Genomic DNA, 15,550 nt, shown 5'->3' on the forward strand with positions numbered 1-15,550 from the left:
ATAATGAAAAAATAACTTATAACGTTATGAGAGAAGCTTGCTGTAACTGTTCTAATACGGCAGTTACGGGATCTTTTAATTGATCAAACTCTATGTTCGCTTCTTTACTAATCTCATCAACTATTTGAGTTACAGTCTTACTTCCGTCACACATTGCCCATATGTAATAAGCTATCGGAGCAACTTCGAATATTTTGTCGTCAGAAACTTTTATTATATAATTATCTCCGTCTTCTGCTTTGTCTATAAATTCTCCTACTTTTTGAGGTTTTTTATCCTTAATTTCGTCGAAATTCATTCTTCTTCATCTCCGCCTCTTTGCGGTGGTCTTCTTCCTCTAAAATTCCTTCTTCCTCCTCTAAAGTTTCTTCTCGGTGGAGAGTTATCTGTTGGTGTAGTTTCTGGAATTTGATCTGCCTCTGGTACTTCTTCTTGGCTCTCAGAAATCTTTGATCTGCTTCCTGCATTTAATTGAACTTGACCTTTAAAAACAGTTGTCCAACCATTTTCGACTTTTATTACTTGTCCTTCTTTTATGTTATCTCCTTGATTTCCCCAAAGAGTTAGTTTTATTCTTCCTGTTTCGTCTCCAATCATTACTTCTCTAATTGTACGTTGACCGTTTCTTGTTTGCACGACTTTTTGTTCTCCAACTTGGAGAACTCTTCCGGTTACGTTTACGTTTTCCATTCCACCTTTTAGGTTACCTATTTTTTCTTCCATGTGTCCCGACTCACGAGATTTGTTAATATATCCTTATTGTAGCAATATTTAAATCTTGTGTAGACCTTATTTTAGTTGGATACTAATGTTCTTTTCAAAAAATTCAGTTTAAATGAGAAAATTTTACTTTTAAATTCTTTTGCCTCTTTACTAATAGTTTATTTTAAATACAACAGTTAAAGGAGTCTCTTAATGTAATAATAATTTGAGGGCATTTTCTTAACCTTTCTTTATAAGCTATGAAATGCAATTCATGTATATGGGAATGCAAGTGGATAACAAAGTGCTTGAACTTCCCAAGAAATTTTTGGAAGCTTTATGGAGCCCTTTTGTGGGCAGAGAAGAGGAAGCTAAAGTTATCACTCTAGCGTTACTCTCCAAAGAGCACGTCGTATTAATTGGAGAGCCTGGAACTGCAAAATCTGCATTAGCCAGAAGAGCTGCAGAATTATTAAATGCAAAGTTCTTCATGTATTTGCTGACGAAGTACACAGAACCAGCAGAATTATTTGGAGCATTAGATATAAATGCATTAAAGCAAGGAGTATACAAAAGAATAACTAAAGATAGATTACCAGAAAGCGAAATTGCGTTTCTAGATGAAATATTTAATGCAAATAGTGCAATATTAAATGCATTATTATCATTACTAAACGAAAGAGTAATTTATGACGGTTATAACATAATTAAAGTACCTTTAAGGACTTTAATAAGTGCAAGCAATAGGGTTCCCGATGAGCCAGAATTAGAGGCTCTTTATGATAGGTTGCTATTAAGGCATTATGCTAAACCAGTAGGAGAAGAGATGTGGAAGAATCTAATAGAGTCGGCTTGGGAATTAGAGTTTACAACAAAATGGAAGGTCGAATCGCCATTAATGACCATAGAAGATCTTGATAAGATATATTCCTATCTAACAGAAGTCGACTTAAGCCCAGTAAAAAGTAAATTGTTGAAACTTTACGCAATGCTGGAAGAAAAAGGAATTCATTTAAGCGATAGAAGAAAAGGAAAAGTCCTAAAAATTATTTCAGCTCATGCCTTACTAAACGGTAGACTAAAGGCAACAGAAGAAGACTTAATAGTCTTGAAGTATATAGCGCCAAAAGAAATAGATGACTTTGAGAAAGTCTCTGCATTACTCTCTGAAGAATTAAAGACTCCAATAAAGTACATGAGAGAATTGAACGAAATTTACAATAATATAAAAGAGGCAGGTAAATACGTCGATGCTGCAAGTGAGTCTGATCCAAGATTAATAGATTTAATAAGGTCATTAAAGGCAACTAGAGATAGAGTAATAGCCTTAGGTAAAGAAAGCGGCGATGAGAAAGTAGAAGAGTTTTCTAAAGAAGTAAGTGCAGAAATTGATAAATTATTAGAAAAAGTTGGTAGAAAGTTGGGGATTTACACATGACTGGTTTTCTAATAGGAATAGATTATGATGACCCCATAGTTAAATATAGGGGAGATAGAATTCTTTATACATTGAAGAAAATATCGGGAAAAGACTCTAATATAGATCCAGATTTTCTAGTTGATACGTATTACGTGCATTATTTACCTTTGCCAATTTTAAAGTCAAAATCAGAAATTTCGCAAGGAGATGCAATAAAATATGCCTTACTTGATATGACTTTATCTTCAGATCTTGTATTAAAGAACAGAAATTACTCTATAGCTAACTCAGCAGTAAGCATGGCATTATCAGTAAGTTATATTCAGAATTTAATAGAGGAATTAGAAAGAATAAGGAGAACTTCTCAGTCTGCAGAAGAAAGAGAAGCAGCAGAACAAATACTTAACGGTTTAATGAAAGGCTCACAAGGAAAAGAAGGCGGAGAACAAAAAGAGCAACAAGGTCAAACAAATGATGCCACAAAGAAGCTTTTAAAGCAAGTTCATGAGAAGGCCCTTTCTAAGGCAGCAGAAGATGCAAATGCAGTTAGAAGTATGCAAAGGATAATAGGAGGAAACGGAGCAGGAACTGGAAGTGTGCTTAACTTTGAAGGTGATGTTCATGAAGTATTGAGGCTAGCTAGGAACACTGAAATAAAGAAAATCCTTGAGTTCTTAAGTGGAATACCTAAATTAGGAAGCTTAACTAAAAAGAAGACTACTAGGTATTCAAAAGGAGAATTATACGGCTATGAAGAAGGTTCAGACTTAGAAAGAATAGTGCCATCAGAATTAGCCATGCCAGAAGACCTATTTTACGTTAGGCTAGCTGAAAGTCAATTATTGCTTTACCAAAAGCAAATTAAGGAAAGCTTAGGTCCAATTTACTTATTGCTTGACAAATCGGGTAGCATGGATGGAGAAAAGATATTGTGGGCAAAGGCTGTAGCTTTAGCCTTATATAGTAGAGCAAGGAGAGAAAACAGGGACTTCTATTTAAGATTCTTCGATAATATTCCTTATCCTCTAATAAAGGTTATAAAGAATGCTAAAAGTAAGGACGTAATAAAGATGATCGAATATATAGGAAAAATAAGGGGTGGAGGAGGCACTGATATAAGTAGGTCAGTAATTTCTGCCTGTGAAGATATTAAGGAAGGACATGTTAAAGGCGTTAGCGAAGTAATTATCTTAACTGACGGAGAAGACAAGATAGCCGAGACTACAGTAAGGAGGTCTTTGAAAGATGCCAACGCTACATTAATAAGTGTAATGATTAGAGGAGATAATGCTGACTTAAGGAGAATATCCGACACTTACCTAGTAGTATATAAATTAGATCAAAACGATTTACTTAAAGTAGTTGAAGCCTAAATCACTTTTTGAGACTCTCGTTCTTAATTTTTTCTAAGTAATTTTTTATAAATTCCAAATCTGAGTACATATATTCTGGAGTTGTCTTTATCCACATTAGGCCTCCAGCTGCGTCTTCGATGGACCCTTTTATTTTTAGATCTTTTACTCTATCCTTCCAGTTAAATGGAATCTTTGATATAATATGAACGTAAAGATCACCATTTAATCTCAAGTGAACCTTTCCCCACATTATATCTCCTACCTTATATTCAACTTCTTTCCCAAATGGCGGTCTTCCGGGTCTCTCAGAAACTTCGTACCAATTACCTATCGTGGCTCCAAGTTTCTTTAGCGCTTCAACTATTTTATCCTCTTCACTCATTGTATTATCCCCTTCTTTCTTAATACCTCTTGTGCTAATTTACTTATTCCTAATTCCTCAGCAGAAAATCCAAATGCCAATCCCAAGAGTTGTGTTATATAGATTGCTGGCAAAGTCCAAGATAAGTTGAATTCATTTTTAACCTTTAGTTGCGTGACATCTAGCTGTAAATGGCACAGGCTACAAGGGTGAACTAATATGTCTGCATTCTGAGATTTTGCTGAGTTTAACACATTATACGCTAGCTTTAATCCAACTTTGGGATTACTACCCATTAGTGGGAATCCGCAACAAGCCGTAGCCATTGGGAACTTTACTGGAGTTGCTCCGGTAGCAGCTATCAAATCTTCCATACTGTGGGGGTTAAAGGATGGTTCAAATCCCATTATTTGTTCTGGTCTTAACATTTGACAACCATAATACGCTCCAACTCTTAATCCGGTTAATGGTTTCTTTACCGCCTTCTTTATTTTTTCTAATCCTACATCTCTTACTAAAACCCAAACTATATGCTCTGCAGTCGCTTTTCCTGAGTAGTTTATATTTGCTTCCTTCAATTTTTTATCTACTTCTTTTCTTAAATCCTTATTTTCATTGTATTTATATGCAGCAAGTCTATGGCTTTGTAAGCAAACACTGCAAGGAGTGACCATTTTATCCATGCCCATTCTTTCTACAGTGGAAAGATTCCTTAAATTGAGCGCAACGTGAGCTTTTTCGTTATACTCGTCTAAGAATCCGCCACCGCAGCAGTTCCAATCCTCTACTTCTACAAGTTCTAGGCCTAAAACTTCGGCAACTTTTTTTGTAGCCACATCAACGTCTTTAGATAATCCGTGAGTTGCACATCCAGGATAATATGCTACCTTCATCTTACTCACCCATTATTTTCCTAATCTGTTCTATGTTTTTCACTTTCTTTTCCATAACTAACGCGTATTTTAACTTCCCATTCTGCATTGCATAAATCATATCTGTTATCGCTGTTAATAATCCGTAAGTTGAAATATACACTTTTGCCTCTTCAATTTTTCCAGTTTCTTCTATACTTTTAGCTATCGCCTCTGCATGTTTTTCGCCAGTTAAAGCTACCGGCGTTTTTTCACTTAAGAACTTAGTGTAAGCTCTTGTTTTCTTTATAGTAGTAACAGGCTCGATATCTCTTGGACAAACGTTGAAACATTGATAGCAATAGGTACACCTCCAAGCACTGTCAATTAATATCTTTAATCTCTCATCAAATATTGTATCTCTAGGATCTGCAAGGAATCTATAGCCTTTAGCGTGAGCGGCTGGACCTAAAAATTCTGGATCGTTCTTTACAGATGGACAGGCTGACACACATAATCCGCACCATATACATTGTTCAAATTTCCATAGTTCTCTCTGATCTTCTGGTTTTAATCTATGTTCAGCTTTACCTTCTAATACTTCCTTTGAAGGATAGAGCCTTGGCTTTACTTTAAACATTCTATTGTAAAAGTCGGTCCAATCTACTATCAAGTCCTTTATTACTGGGAAGTAATCCATTGGTTCTATTGTAATCTCGTTTTTACCATATTTCTTTACCATATCTAAGGCTAAGGTTTTGCAAGCTAACCTAGGTTCGCCGTTGATTTTCATACCACAACTTCCGCAGACGGCCATATGGCAAGAGGCTCTATATGCTAAAGTAGGATCTTGTTCCGTCTTTATTCTCCTTAATACTTCAGTCATTTGCGTAAATCTATCCACCTTTAGTTTGTATTCTTGCCACCAACTTCCCTTTTCTTTTGAAAATCTTTTTATTTTTACAACAATTTCCTTTTCTTCTTCGCTCATTTTAATACACCCTGGGTTCCGGTTTCCATCTAGTAATCCTAACGGGCTTGTAAGTAATTTCTACCGTTTCTCCTTTTAGATAAGCTATTGTGTGTTTTAACCAGTTTGTGTCATCCCTTTCAGGATAGTCAGTCCTATAATGAGCACCTCTAGATTCTTTCCTCTCAAGTGCGGTTCTTGCTATAACTATTGCTAGATCTAGCATATTCCTAAGTTCTAGGGCGTTGAAGAATTCAGTGTTATACGTATTGCTTTTATCCAACACATACATAGATGAAGTCATCTTCCTTAATTCAATAATTTGAGACAAAGCATCCTTCATCCCATCTTCGTCTCTAAATATACCTACCTTTTCCCACATAACATTCCTGAGTTTATTGAGAATTTCACCAAAGTGAACTCCACTCTCGCTTTTTACAAATTTATAAGCATCATCTACAACTTTTTCAGCCTCTTTATCTAGGCTGTTACTATCTTCCTCTTTATGTTCAGATAAGAATTTAGCTACTGCTCTACCTGTTTCTCTTCCAAAAACCAATGTTTCAAGTAAAGAGTTGGAACCTAATCTATTTGCACCGTGAACTGAAACGCAGGCAGCTTCGCCTGCAGCAAATAATCCTATTAAATCCGGATTTTGACCAGTAATATCAACGTCTATTCCACCCATATAATAATGTTGTGCAGGCCTTACTGGAATGGGTTCCTGTGTTGCGTCAACTCCTGCAAAGTTTTTTGCTGCTTCATAAGCTAAGGCTAATCTTTCTTTAATGTAATCTTCTCCCAAATGTCTTAAATCCAAACCTACATAACCGCCGGGAAAACCTCTACCTTCTCTGATCTCAGTTATTATTGCTCTAGAAGTTATATCTCTAGGAGCTAAGTCCAATTTTCTTGGTGCATATCTTGCCATGAACCTTTCTCCTTTGTTATTAATTAGTATTGCTCCTTCTCCTCTAGCTGCTTCGCTAATTAGTATATCCGATGGATAAAGAGCGGTGGGATGAAATTGAACGAATTCTGGATCTTTTAATGCCGCCCCTGCCCTTAGAGCCATTGCGTACCCGTCTCCGGTGTTAATGTATGCATTAGTAGAGTGAGCGTAAAGCATTCCCATGCCTCCAGTAGCCATGACTATTGCCCTAGCTTTGAAGAATGCTGGCGTCATGGATTTCATTTCCATTGCTACTACTCCTACAACTCTCTTGTCATCTCTAATCAGATCTAGAGCAAACCACTCATTGTAAAAGTCTATATCTAAACCCGAAACTCTTTGGAACAAAGTATGAAGTAACGCCATTCCAGTTTTATCTCCTACGAATCTAGTTCTTGGATAAGTTTGACCTCCAAAATATCTTACTGCAACTCTTCCGTCTGGTTGTCTATTAAATAAAGTACCCCAGCTTTCCATTATTCTTACTATTTCTCCAGATTTTTGAGATAGTAATTCTGCTGCATCTTGGTCAACTAAAAAATCTCCTCCTTTTATAGTATCATAAGTCATATAATCTGGGTTATCATTAGGGTCAGAATTTCCCTCAATATATGCAGCTATTCCTCCTTCTGCAGATGATGAATGAGACCTTGTAGGAAAGACTTTCGATATTACTGCAACTTTATATCCAGAAACGGCAATCTCATGAGCGGCCATCAAACCAGCTAGTCCGCCGCCTATGACTACCGCGTCATAAGAAAGTTTTTCCATGTCTCTAAATTTTTTAAAAGGATTAAAAAGCGTTTAATCTTAAATTAACAATGACAGGTTTTCTACAACGATTTTTGGTTTTATATTACTTTTCTCTACGTCTTCCTTCCTTGATATTCCGGTTAAAACTAATACAGTATCTGCCCCTATATCGTTACCCATCTTTATATCAGTCTCCAGCTGATCTCCAATTACTAAAACTTTTGACAAGTCCCTTATTCCAGTTAATTCCATTGCAACTTGTATTATCCACTTATTTGGCTTTCCCGCAATAAAATCAGGTTCTCTTTTGAGAGCATAAATTATGGAAGAAGCAAGAGCTCCAGCTCCAAGTTTTAATCCATCCTTTGATGGCCATAATCTATCCATATTAGTCACTATGAACATTGATCCTCTAGCTACGCATCTCATTCCTGTTGATAACTTATCGTAAGTAGCTAGCCTATCTAAGCCTAAAACTACTGCGTCGGGATTATTTTCCTCAACTTCTTCAGTTGATAGGACTCTAAAGTTAAAGTTCTTCATTTCTTCAACAAGGCCTTCTTCTCCTATTACGTAAACGCTTTTAACTTTTGTATTTCTCTTCATATAGATAGCAGCGGAAAGACCGCTAGTTATTATATCGTTAGGAGTTATCTCTAATCCTAGGTAATTCAATTGCCTAGATAAAAGTACTCTGCTGAAGCCAGAATTGTTAGTAACAAGGATTATCTTTTTACCTTCTTCCTTTAATTTTCTAATAGCGAAAATATTTTCCCAAATTGGTTCTCCTTCTCTAACTATAACGCCATCAACATCGGAAATTATTAAATCATAGTCCAGCACTTTTTAACTCCTCCAATTTTTTCTTTATTTTTTCATTAATATCTTCACCCTCGAACACAAAACCGAAAAGACCGAAAGGTCTATAAAGTGATTCTTCGCAGTCCCATTTTCCTGGATAAGCAGGCATTATTTTAAAATAATTATTATTAAAAACGAATAATAAGTACGTTTTACCTTCTTTATCTTCAATTACATAAAGATCGCAATCAGATAACGTATTATGCACTAATTTATTTACTCCTAACTTTTCTTTGTCAATCAATTTATTATCCCCTCACCAATCTATTAATCGTGGATTCTGAAAAACTTACTAGGAAATATTATTCTAAGCTAATATCTTTGCCTAGCGCTAGAATCCTATTATCTATAGATTTTATTGAAGGTGGAATAATAGCCTTTAGAGGTTTAGAAATAGGAATTTTATTCTTTTATTCTTTCTTAGCATATTCGGTTTCTCTTCTAGCTATTCTAGGCAAAAGGATTAGGACAACGCTTACGTTAATTTCAGTATTTTCTGCATTATATCTGATTTTATCACTATTTCCTATCCCTTACGTCTTCATTTTTGGCACTTTTATTCCCTTGGTTAACTATTCCCTTTTAGTTGATTATAATGAAAAAATCTCAGTTACGTTAGCTTCAATAGCCTCTTTAATACCATCAATAATATTGGCAGACTTAACCATACTTGGGATAGTTTACGTTATTGCAGTAGGAATTTCGTCCTATGTCTATGTAGCCTTGATAAATAGAAAAGGGAATAAAATAGTCGGCATATCTTCTCTAAAGATAGTAAGGCCTTTTTTAAGAGCGTTAAACTACAATAAAAACGCAGAACTTGAAGAGTTTTTAGATAAAATATCAATACCAAGTATGCTTAATATTCTTACTGTAAAAATAAACGAGACCTATTTAGTACTTCCTCAAATTCACTTTGGCATGTATGGAGAAATAGGTAGTTCAAAGTTTCCCTATCATGTTGAGGAAGTTATTCCTAATTCTTTTGTTTTCCATGGACCCGGTAGTCATGAGATAGACCTTACTTCAAGTAAGGAATCAAGAAGAATAGCTCAGGAGATACTTAATACCCGTTTTGAAAAGGCAAACTTTACTGGAATTACTCAGGAAATGCTAGGAGATTTCAAGATAACTACTTTGAATTTTGATAAATTTACGCTATCATTCGTTGAAAGGCCATTGAAAGGTATAGACGATTTGCCAGGAGCACTATGGAGGGATATGATTTCTACTAATAATTTTCTAGTCGATTGTCATAACGAAACCTTAGTGGATGAAATAGGAAGGAAAGAATATGTTACTCTTAAGAATTTTGTTTACGGTAAGGAAAGATATCTAGGAAATAGGAAACTTAAAATAGGTTATGCAGAAGGTGAAGTAAACTGCGAAGGACTTTGCAAGAATAAGGTAAGAGTCTTATCTTTTTATTCTCCTGAGGAGAATAAGAAAGTATCAATAATTTACTTATATGCAAATAATGCTTGCCATGGGCTAAGAGAAAAAATAGAGCAAAGTCTATCTGATTTGACTAATCCAATTCTTGTTACTCCAGATGATCACTCTTGTACTGCCATGAGCTTTGGTAACCTTTATCAACCAGCTACGTTATGTGAGCAACTAATTATTGCATCCAGAGAGCTCGTGAAAGAAAGTTTAGAAAAAATGGAGGATGTAAAGAACATAGAATTTGGAATAATAAAAGTTAAGACAAGGGTAATAGGCAAAATAATTTCGTCTATGGTAGATGGATTGGAAAAAGTGGGAGGCTTTGCAATGAAAACTTTCTGGATACCTATAATCATTCCTTATGTAATATTAGTTGTTTTCCTATTTATTCATGAGATTTTCAAAATCTAGCAATAATTTATTAACTTCGCTCTTCCAATGTTCTAAATTATTAGGATCACTTGGGTACTCCCTATATAAGTCTTTAGCTTTCTGCATGTATTCTGCTACAACCTTTAATTTCATTAAAAGTGATGGTCTACCTAGTCCAGCTATTATCCTCATTGCTTTTTCTGCTACTGATAATTGTAAATCTCCTTTTGCGCTAGCTTCAAGTAAGTCCTCTTCTTTGATTACCTTTTTTCTCATACCATAATTTATATCGTCGTCTGAAAGCTTTTGCAGGAATCTTCTAAATAATTCTAAGCTTGCCTGTTTTGCACCATATCTTTCAATATAGCATAAATTTGCAGACCATAGTGTCTTTGCAGAGAAATCTCCTACTTCGAAGGCATTAAGTATAGCTTTTGCCGCACAATATCCAGAAATCATTGCTGAACCTTTTCCTCCCCCATGTACAGGATTTGCTGTAAATGCCGAATCTCCTACAACTAAAATTCCGTTCCAGGCTAAAGTACTTATAGGTCTTCTTGTAGGAACTAAAGCTCCACCTTTAACTATTAATCTATTTCTGTCAACATCACTACCAAATTCGTTTAAGTATTTGTCATAAAACGTGTAAATACTAGGATAACCCATTCCTCCTTGAATTCCTAGACCTATGTTAACTTTGTTCTTTCCTTTAGGGAAATACCACCAGTATCCCCCTGGAGAAGCTTTTTGATTAACGAAAATCTTGAGATATTGTGGCTCATCTATATCGTCCTTTGTGTAGGCTACTTCTCTATAAGCTATGTCTGCATCTTTATCATCTAAACTTTCAGTAACTGGTAAGCCTTGTGGTAATTTGCTCCTAAAACTCATAGAATATCCAGTAGCTTCTACTACAACTTTAGCTCTAACCTCAATTTGCTGATTATGTCTTCTATCAAAAAGAATAGCTCCCTTTACGAATCCATCTTCGAATATTGGCTTCATTGCTGTGGTCATGTCTAAAACTTCTACTCCTCTATTTGATGCCTCCTTCAACAGTCTTTGAGTATATGCTGGAGCATTTATTTCAAATCCTTCTCCTTTTACTGTCCATTCAGTTTTCATATCTGGGCTGTAAAGTTTTATTCCTTCTATTTTTTGTTCTAATTGTTCTCCTTCTGGGTACGGCATTCCTAGGTTATCAAAGTGCTCCTTACTTACTGCATCTCCGCAAGGTTTATCTCCAATTCTATTCCAAGGCTTGCTGTCTATTAGAAGAACTTTCAGTCCTTGATTTGCCAAGTGCCATGCGGTTGTAGCTCCTGCGAATCCACCGCCTATAATTAATACGTCATAATTATTTTTCAAAAAGATCCCAAAGTTTACTATCTTTAAAGGGATAAAAAATTACTTGCAGTAATCTCTCAGCATGTTAGCCTTCATTGATGTAGGAAGATTATCCAGAATTTTTCTCATATGATATTTATTTTCATCACTACAGTAAGTTATAAATCCCTTATAATTATATTGTTGAATCTTCTTTATCATTTTATCGACCTCGTTAGGTTTCCAAGTAAAGATTTCTAAACCTAAGTCTAGATTATCTAATATTGCCTCTCTAGCATTAGCAAAAAAGTTCCAATACTCTGAGTTAGAAATTACGTTAGCTACGATCTTTTTCCCGCCAAGAAGTCTCACATCTTTAAACATTTTTCTAAAAGTTTCAGTTAATTCTTCATCTTTTACATAAATTAGGGCAATTATTGGTCTATAGTCTGGTTGCATGAAATTAAGCTCTCCTTGAAGTTAATATTAATGACTGAAAAGCAGGCAGTTATACTGAATATTATCTTATTTACCTTATATCTTCTCCTAGGAAGATATATAATATGATAATAGAGGTTATTTACAATAATATTACCACAGAAATGCTAGAAATAATAAGAAAAATAAGGAGAAAATCGCTAGCCTCTGAAATAATATTTTATAAAGGAAAAAAGAACGTTATCATAGCTGACAATATGAAAATCTGGGAGGAAAATGACGAAAATAAAGACCCATTAGAAGAAATTTATGACGCAAAAATTATAGAACTTGTTAAGCAAATTGGTAAATTACCTTCAGTTTATTGAGATAATGATCTTAAATAATGATTGGAATCAGTTATTACAAGGTATCCTCTAGCTTCAGGAGGAAATTCCCTAGTTATTCCACCAATGTAAATAACTCTAGCAAGCTTATCCATCTCTAACCTTTTATATTGTCCAACTATTATCCAATCCCAAGGTCCTGCTCCAACGCTTCTCCTAAGTTGATCTATATCACCTTGATGCCCATGTAAAATATAATATTTAACTGAAGAAACGTCTGCAATATACATAGTTGTTCCAATTATTTCTTCCCTATATCTAGGCTCTGCCATTATGCATTTAATTGCATGAGGATCCATATCACCTTGGACATATATTATTTGAGCCCAAGGTGCAATACTTCTTATTACATAAAGTACATCTATAACTCTAGGGCATTCGTAATCCCAATAACATTGTGTGGTATCTCCATCTAAGACTATTGTTTCTGGCTCTTCTTTCTTTATGATGGAAGACAATGTACTCTCTATATGTGGTTCTGGGAACCTTATATTACTCATGACTAGGATTTTCATTATATTTCACCTTCGAATACGAATGATCTTCTTTCACCGTTACCGTATTTGATCCCCCTTGCCATACCAACTGTGTTATAGTAAGCTGTTGCATTTCCATTATTATCTATACCAATCATTCCTATATTACCCTTTCCAAATATGTTAGTAACCTTATTTATCACGCTTCTTACGGCGTCACAAATTGATAATCCCATTGAAACTAGAATATCAACCTCTTTAGCAGGCAAGATCTTTAGGATTATTTCACCTATTCCAGTTGATGAAACTGCAACTCTAGATGTAGCATAATATCCTGCTCCAGGTATAGGTGAATCTCCTACCCTACCCGGCAATTTATTTGCTATGCCTCCAGTACTTGTACCAGCTACTAAGTTTCCATCAATATCTAGTGCAACAGCACCTACAGTATCTTCAACGCTTAAAGGAGTCGAAGGAAAGATTTCTTCAGCCTCTTTCCCTACTAGTAATACATGTCTTCCATCTTTCATTACTTGTAACGCAAGTCTTATCGGATTTTTAACTTTCACTGCAGCTACTGCGCCAATGCTCAATTTATTTCCATACATTAATCCAGCGTCCATTTCAATTTCTCCTTTAGAATTTTTTACGCTACCTCTTCCTGCATCAAAAACTCCTGAGTCTTCCATGTAGGAAATTGCCTCTACTACTGCCTCTAAGGAACTGCCTCTTTTAAATTCCTCAAATCCCCTGTCTAAGGCGTTATTAATCTCCTTTACTGCTTTTTCTGAGTCTCTTTCCTTCCAGTTTCCAGCACCACCATGGATTAGAAGTATGGGCTTTTGATATTTCACAAGGAAATATTGGCATTAGATATTTTTATCTTTACAACTCTATACTTCTGGAGTAAAATGAGAGAACCAAGCACGTTACTAGTTTCGATAATATTAATCCTATTGCCAGTAATACCCGGTTTCCTCTTTAATTTTTATGCTTTCGTTGGAGCATCTATAGTAGGTTTAGCAATTGTAACTTATTATTTTACATCTAACTTACCTTGGAAGGGAGTAAAACAAGCAATAGTCGCAGTCTATTTCACTGGGGTATTCTCATTAGGTTTAGCATTAGGAGTATTTTTTGCCTTGCCTATAAAGCCTAGAGAATTTGCATTAGTAGCATTAGTGGAGTCAATTCCATTCTTTATTAGCTTCGCATATTTAATGAAGTTTATTCTAGCCAAGGCGATTAGTAAAGACTTATTAAAAGTAGGTAACGGATACTTTGCTATGCTGTTGGTTATAATAATCGGTGGTCTTATAGGAAGATTTTTGCATAACTTTTACGAGCTTATAATACTTTATTCAGGATTTATTGCATTAGGCATTATAGCTTACCTGTATTTTAAAGAATAGGTGATATGATGGAATTAGCAATAGCCGGAGGAGGGCCTGCTGGAATTTCATTAGCTTACTTTCTAAGAGGAAGTAAGATAAATGCCACAGTTTATGAAGGTCTTTCAGACGTTGGATTAAAACCCTGCGCATGGGGAGTTATGAAGGGAATTGAGGATTATCTTCCAATTCCTAAAGAAGCTATTATAAGTGAAATTAAAGGATTTAGGATTTATCTTGACGGCAAACTTTTGTATGATATAAAAGGTAGGGAAATTTTAGGTTATATTGTCAATAAACCGAAATTCTTGAGAATTCTTGGAGAAAAAGTTGATCTGAGATTAAATTCTAAAGTAGTTGAAAAGGATGGGAAAATCCTAGTGAATGATAAGGAAATTGAAGCTGACAAAGTAATTTACGCTAATGGTCATTACTCTTTTAAAGGAGATTACGCAATTCCTGCAATACAATATATTACAGATTATAAAATAGATCCAGAAATAGTAGAAATGTATTTCTTTTCAGACCTTTTAGGCTATGGTTGGATATTCCCTGAAGAAGATGGCTCAAAAATAGGCATTGGCGGTTATGCTGACGTAAACTTCCTTAAAGAAAGGTTAAAGAGTCTAGTTAAGGGCAAAATAAAAGCTTTTCAAGGGGCTAAGGTAGCAGATTATGGAGTAATAGAAGATAGGTTATCAAAAGGTAATTATATAGGTGAGGCTTTAGGCACAGTTTACGCTGTAACTGGTGAAGGAATTAGGCCTTCTATAATATCAGCAAAAATAATGGCTGATTCTTTGTTAAATAACAAAGACTTTTCAAAGGAATTTAAGAAGAGCAAGCTTTATTGGAGTTTACAAATACACGCTAAGGTTATAAGAGATTCTAAAAAGAAAGGTGCACAGAGCATTAAGGGATTAGAAAGAGTATTACTCAAGACTCCGCCAGAGCTTGTTCTTAAGTTTGCTTTAGGAGACTTTACAAAGATTGATTTATTAAAAATATTTGGAAGAATGATAATATGAGCGAACATTATTATTTGGACGACGTAGATAAGAAAATAATTTCAATACTTCAACAAGATTCTAGAATATCTTTCTCAAGATTAGCAAAAATGTTAAATTTAAGCGAATCCACAATACATATGAGGATAAAAAGGCTTAAAGAAGCTGGGGTAATAAGAGGATTTTGTATAGACGTAGATTTAGATAAAGTTGGAATGAACGTACTAGCTTTTGTACTACTAAAGGCTGATCCAAAAAAGTACGAAGATATTCTTAGAAAACTTGCAGAAATTAAGGAAGTTTTCGAAATATATGATGTTACTGGAGAATATTATGCTTTACTTAAGGTAAGAGTTTCAGATAAGGAGGAATTAGCAAAAGTTCTAGATAAGATAGGCAACATGGAGGGAGTTACCTCAACTTATACAATGTTCGTGTTAAGGGTAATAAAAGAGAAGAAAAACGCATTTGAATGATCAGGGC

The 15,550-nt window shown here is 35.0% G+C and carries 19 protein-coding genes; 7 read left to right on the top strand and 12 right to left on the bottom strand.

Annotated features, from left to right (window positions below):
* Nucleotides 1–16: 16 nt before the first annotated feature.
* Together D1867_RS09585 and D1867_RS09590 are read right to left on the bottom strand one after the other, a co-directional pair.
* Nucleotides 17–298, bottom strand: coding sequence for a PqqD family protein (locus D1867_RS09585; RefSeq protein ID WP_152942085.1), 282 nt, complete (start codon nucleotides 296–298; stop codon nucleotides 17–19).
* The gene (locus tag D1867_RS09590; protein ID WP_155863934.1) at nucleotides 295–723 is read right to left on the bottom strand and encodes an OB-fold nucleic acid binding domain-containing protein; all 429 of its coding nucleotides are present in this window, start codon (nucleotides 721–723) and stop codon (nucleotides 295–297) included. The genes D1867_RS09585 and D1867_RS09590 overlap by 4 nt, the downstream gene beginning before the upstream one ends.
* A 265-nt stretch (nucleotides 724–988) precedes the next feature.
* On the opposite strand from D1867_RS09590, the gene D1867_RS09595 reads away from it, so the two are divergent.
* Both D1867_RS09595 and D1867_RS09600 read left to right on the top strand, forming a co-directional pair.
* On the top strand, nucleotides 989–2,140 hold the full coding sequence (locus tag D1867_RS09595) for an AAA family ATPase (protein ID WP_420809278.1): 1,152 nt from the start codon (nucleotides 989–991) through the stop codon (nucleotides 2,138–2,140).
* A complete protein-coding gene (locus D1867_RS09600) occupies nucleotides 2,137–3,495 on the top strand; it encodes a vWA domain-containing protein (RefSeq protein WP_155863936.1) in 1,359 nt (452 codons plus the stop codon). The genes D1867_RS09595 and D1867_RS09600 overlap by 4 nt, the downstream gene beginning before the upstream one ends.
* 1 nt (nucleotide 3,496) lies before the next feature.
* Here the strand turns inward: D1867_RS09600 and D1867_RS09605 are convergent, their stop codons facing one another.
* Genes D1867_RS09605 through D1867_RS09630 form a run of 6 tightly spaced genes read right to left on the bottom strand, consistent with a single transcriptional unit; the run spans nucleotide 3,497 to nucleotide 8,469 of the window.
* Nucleotides 3,497–3,859: a succinate dehydrogenase gene (locus D1867_RS09605; RefSeq protein ID WP_155863937.1), complete on the bottom strand. Its 363-nt coding sequence runs from the start codon at nucleotides 3,857–3,859 to the stop codon at nucleotides 3,497–3,499.
* Nucleotides 3,856–4,731 carry a CoB--CoM heterodisulfide reductase iron-sulfur subunit B family protein gene (locus D1867_RS09610; protein ID WP_155863938.1) on the bottom strand — a complete coding sequence of 292 codons (876 nt, stop codon included), beginning with the start codon at nucleotides 4,729–4,731 and terminating at the stop codon, nucleotides 3,856–3,858. Before D1867_RS09610 ends, D1867_RS09605 begins: the two co-directional genes overlap by 4 nt.
* Before the next feature lies 1 nt (nucleotide 4,732).
* Nucleotides 4,733–5,680, bottom strand: coding sequence for a succinate dehydrogenase/fumarate reductase iron-sulfur subunit (locus tag D1867_RS09615; protein WP_155863939.1), 948 nt, complete (start codon nucleotides 5,678–5,680; stop codon nucleotides 4,733–4,735).
* 1 nt (nucleotide 5,681) lies between these two features.
* Nucleotides 5,682–7,382, bottom strand: coding sequence for a succinate dehydrogenase flavoprotein subunit (locus D1867_RS09620; RefSeq protein WP_155863940.1), 1,701 nt, complete (start codon nucleotides 7,380–7,382; stop codon nucleotides 5,682–5,684).
* A 39-nt stretch (nucleotides 7,383–7,421) separates the two neighbouring features.
* Nucleotides 7,422–8,207, bottom strand: a complete 786-nt coding sequence (locus D1867_RS09625; protein WP_338078028.1) for an HAD-IIA family hydrolase — start codon at nucleotides 8,205–8,207, stop codon at nucleotides 7,422–7,424.
* A complete protein-coding gene (locus tag D1867_RS09630; protein WP_155863941.1) occupies nucleotides 8,194–8,469 on the bottom strand; it encodes a hypothetical protein in 276 nt (91 codons plus the stop codon). The genes D1867_RS09625 and D1867_RS09630 overlap by 14 nt, the downstream gene beginning before the upstream one ends.
* A gap of 29 nt (nucleotides 8,470–8,498) precedes the next feature.
* Between D1867_RS09630 and D1867_RS09635 the strand changes: the two genes are divergently transcribed.
* Nucleotides 8,499–10,082, top strand: a complete 1,584-nt coding sequence (locus tag D1867_RS09635; protein WP_155863942.1) for a DUF2070 family protein — start codon at nucleotides 8,499–8,501, stop codon at nucleotides 10,080–10,082.
* On the opposite strand, the gene D1867_RS09640 is transcribed toward D1867_RS09635, so the two are convergent.
* Together D1867_RS09640 and D1867_RS09645 are read right to left on the bottom strand one after the other, a co-directional pair.
* Nucleotides 10,053–11,411 (bottom strand): digeranylgeranylglycerophospholipid reductase, encoded by a 1,359-nt coding sequence (locus D1867_RS09640; protein WP_155863943.1) that lies wholly within the window; start codon nucleotides 11,409–11,411, stop codon nucleotides 10,053–10,055. The genes D1867_RS09635 and D1867_RS09640 overlap by 30 nt on opposite strands.
* 39 nt (nucleotides 11,412–11,450) lie before the next feature.
* Nucleotides 11,451–11,828, bottom strand: coding sequence for a DUF5751 family protein (locus D1867_RS09645; protein WP_155863944.1), 378 nt, complete (start codon nucleotides 11,826–11,828; stop codon nucleotides 11,451–11,453).
* A 104-nt stretch (nucleotides 11,829–11,932) separates the two neighbouring features.
* Between D1867_RS09645 and D1867_RS09650 the strand changes: the two genes are divergently transcribed.
* Nucleotides 11,933–12,175: a hypothetical protein gene (locus D1867_RS09650; RefSeq protein ID WP_155863945.1), complete on the top strand. Its 243-nt coding sequence runs from the start codon at nucleotides 11,933–11,935 to the stop codon at nucleotides 12,173–12,175.
* On the opposite strand, the gene D1867_RS09655 is transcribed toward D1867_RS09650, so the two are convergent.
* Complete coding sequence (locus D1867_RS09655) at nucleotides 12,169–12,708, bottom strand: phosphoesterase (protein WP_155863946.1); 540 nt, start codon at nucleotides 12,706–12,708, stop codon at nucleotides 12,169–12,171. The two genes, D1867_RS09650 and D1867_RS09655, sit on opposite strands and share 7 nt — an antisense overlap.
* A complete protein-coding gene (locus D1867_RS09660; RefSeq protein WP_338078029.1) occupies nucleotides 12,708–13,523 on the bottom strand; it encodes an isoaspartyl peptidase/L-asparaginase in 816 nt (271 codons plus the stop codon). Before D1867_RS09660 ends, D1867_RS09655 begins: the two co-directional genes overlap by 1 nt.
* On the opposite strand from D1867_RS09660, the gene D1867_RS09665 reads away from it, so the two are divergent.
* Genes D1867_RS09665 through D1867_RS09675 form a run of 3 tightly spaced genes read left to right on the top strand, consistent with a single transcriptional unit; the run spans nucleotide 13,512 to nucleotide 15,543 of the window.
* The gene (locus D1867_RS09665; protein WP_240872214.1) at nucleotides 13,512–14,081 is read left to right on the top strand and encodes a hypothetical protein; all 570 of its coding nucleotides are present in this window, start codon (nucleotides 13,512–13,514) and stop codon (nucleotides 14,079–14,081) included. The two genes, D1867_RS09660 and D1867_RS09665, sit on opposite strands and share 12 nt — an antisense overlap.
* A 5-nt stretch (nucleotides 14,082–14,086) precedes the next feature.
* Nucleotides 14,087–15,088, top strand: coding sequence for an NAD(P)/FAD-dependent oxidoreductase (locus tag D1867_RS09670; RefSeq protein WP_155863947.1), 1,002 nt, complete (start codon nucleotides 14,087–14,089; stop codon nucleotides 15,086–15,088).
* A complete protein-coding gene (locus D1867_RS09675; protein WP_155863948.1) occupies nucleotides 15,085–15,543 on the top strand; it encodes an Lrp/AsnC family transcriptional regulator in 459 nt (152 codons plus the stop codon). The genes D1867_RS09670 and D1867_RS09675 overlap by 4 nt, the downstream gene beginning before the upstream one ends.
* The last annotated feature ends 7 nt before the right edge of the window (nucleotides 15,544–15,550 follow it).

Origin of the sequence: Acidianus infernus, from assembly GCF_009729545.1 — an archaeon.
Taxonomy (GTDB): Archaea; Thermoproteota; Thermoprotei_A; order Sulfolobales; family Sulfolobaceae; genus Acidianus; species Acidianus infernus.